3 protein-coding genes and 1 pseudogene are annotated in these 2,250 nt (G+C 59.9%); 2 read left to right on the top strand and 2 right to left on the bottom strand.

Going from position 1 to position 2,250, the window contains the following annotated elements:
* Positions 1-121: 121 nt before the first annotated feature.
* Positions 122-592 carry an ArdC-like ssDNA-binding domain-containing protein gene (locus AAHM38_RS25330; RefSeq protein WP_052421090.1) on the top strand — a complete coding sequence of 157 codons (471 nt, stop codon included), beginning with the start codon at positions 122-124 and terminating at the stop codon, positions 590-592.
* Positions 593-688: 96 nt separating this feature from the next.
* Here AAHM38_RS25330 and AAHM38_RS25335 read toward each other — a convergent pair.
* A pseudogene (locus tag AAHM38_RS25335) lies at positions 689-1,246 on the bottom strand (Tn3 family transposase); the annotation flags it as partial.
* Positions 1,240-1,608 carry a DUF4158 domain-containing protein gene (locus AAHM38_RS25340; RefSeq protein WP_004637787.1) on the bottom strand — a complete coding sequence of 123 codons (369 nt, stop codon included), beginning with the start codon at positions 1,606-1,608 and terminating at the stop codon, positions 1,240-1,242. The pseudogene AAHM38_RS25335 and the gene AAHM38_RS25340, both read right to left, overlap by 7 nt.
* A 92-nt stretch (positions 1,609-1,700) precedes the next feature.
* On the opposite strand from AAHM38_RS25340, the gene AAHM38_RS25345 reads away from it, so the two are divergent.
* On the top strand, positions 1,701-2,210 hold the full coding sequence (locus AAHM38_RS25345) for an ArdC family protein (RefSeq protein ID WP_182553482.1): 510 nt from the start codon (positions 1,701-1,703) through the stop codon (positions 2,208-2,210).
* Positions 2,211-2,250 lie beyond the last annotated feature (40 nt).

The following is a 2,250-nucleotide window of genomic DNA, read 5'->3' on the forward strand; positions in this document are numbered from 1 at the left end:
GGGTTGTTTTTCTGCTCAAAAGGGTTGACGGTCAACCCTTTAACCCATATAATAGAACCCATGATGAACGATGAAACCGGGGCAGTAAAAGCCGGTTTCCCAGACTGAAAGGGTTAGCAAAATGGATCTCCGCGCAGACATCACGAACGCCATCATTCGCATGATCGAAGAAGGCGCAGCCAACGGCGACAAGTCGCTGTGGGATCACGCTATCAAGTTCGGGATGCCGGTCAACTACAAGACCAAGCGCCCTTACTCTGGCGTCAATGTCCCGCTGCTGTGGTGTGCTGCTGCTGATCGCGGCCTTGAGCGTAACGAGTGGCTGACCTTCAAGCAGGCGCAGGAGCTGGGCGCGAACGTCAAGAAGGGCTCCAAGGGCGTCATGGGCGTTTTCTTCAAGATGATGCCCAAGAAGGGCGCGGACGCCGGCAGCGCTGACGAAGGCGACAGCGAAGGCGGGTTCATCCCGATGATGAAGCCGTTTTGGGTGTTCAACGTCGCCGACATCGAGAACCTGCCGGAAGTGGAAGACACCCGCCCGGAATGGGGTCCCCTCGTTTTCAGTGCAATAAGTGACGGTACGAAAAGCTAGCACTGGCGCGGAGGTGGTGTTGGTAGATCGTTGATTTCATTGACTTTCCTGTTCACTTTCAAATCTGCGATTCGTGGCGTCAAACCGTGATCGGTTTCATCCGTTGGTGCCAGTTATCGGTGCTCCCTGCCGCGAGGGCAGGATTTGGTCGGCATAACGGTCAACAGGAAAGCGGAACACGCCTCGCAGGTTGATGCTTTCCAGCCTGGTGGGAGCAATTTTTCCGATCAGTTCCGGCGGAATGGCCTGGCGGCGGTTCGACCAGCGATCCAGAACAGCCTGCATTTGTGACGTGTTCCACGCCATGACGATGTTGGCCAGCAGACTCAACGCGTCGGCCACAGCCTGCATTTCGTCCACACGTTTGGCCTGTGCCGGGCTGATCCGGCCGGTGTAAATGGCGCGCTTGAGGGCGTTGACCGCCTCCCCCCGGTTGAGCACCCGGCGCAATTCATTCCTGAAAGCGTCCTTAACAAAGTAGTCGGCAAGGAACGCGGTTCGCAGCAAACGTCCCAATTGCACGCCAGCGTCATAGATGGGGTCACCCTGGGCAGCAGAGCCGAACCGCGCAAGAGCTGCCACCGCACTGGCATGTCCGCTCATGACCGAGGCTGCCAGGTGCACCGGGCTGTCCCAATGCTTTTCGATCAGGGCATCCACCGAAAACCAAGGGCCGTGCACGCTACTTGCTGGTGATCGAACAGTGTCTTCTCCCGCCCGTACAGCGTGCGCAGCGAAGCCACATCAGGGGTGGCAATGCCAAGTTCCTCGCTCAAGTGGCGCCACAGGGCGACGGGAACCACCCGAAAGGCATACAGCAGGCGGCCACTCATGCGCAAAAACCCGATATGCAGCGCCAGACCGAGCTTGTGGGCGTCACCCCGGCGCGCATTGATTGCCTCGCGCTCTGCACCATCGAAGGTGAAAAACGCCTTCATCTCGAAGTCACTGATATCGCGGGGCAGCTCACGCATCCCCAAAAACGTCGTTTGCCAGTCCTGCATCGTGAACCCCATTAGTGGGAGGCCACGATACCCGTTTGAGAAGTGAACAGGAAAGCCAACAGAATCAACGATCTACCAACACCACCCCCGCGCCAGTGCTGGGTTTGCGTACCGCCAGTTATTGCACTGAAAACGAGGGGACCCCGGAATTCGAGCCCATTGCCCAAGCCGAGCACGTCCTGGCCGCGTCCGGTGCCCGCATCACCTGGGAAGGTGCCCGCGCTTTCTATCGCCCCTCGACGGATGAAATCTACATGCCGACCCGCGAGCGCTTCGCCCAGCCGGTCAACGCCTACGCCGTCGCGCTGCACGAGCTGACCCACTGGACGGGCCACGAGTCGCGCCTGGGCCGCGACTTCTCCGGCCGCTTCGGCTCTGAAGCCTACGCCTTTGAAGAACTGGTGGCCGAGCTGGGCAGCGCCTTTGTGGTGGCCCATCTTGGCTTGGAAGGTGCCCGCCTGGAGAACCACGCCAGCTATGTGCAATCGTGGCTGAAGGTGCTGAAGAACGACAAGAACGCCGTTTTCACGGCCAGCCGCCACGCCAACGCCGCCTATCAACTCATCATGCAGAAGGCCGGCATGACCCCGCAGAGCGACGAAGCCGCCGCCTGAACCTCGGAGCGCTGGCCGCTGGCGAGCACCGAACGGGTGA

Source organism: Ralstonia sp. OTU4908 (assembly GCF_038440115.1).
GTDB classification, from domain to species: domain Bacteria; phylum Pseudomonadota; class Gammaproteobacteria; order Burkholderiales; family Burkholderiaceae; genus Ralstonia; species Ralstonia pickettii.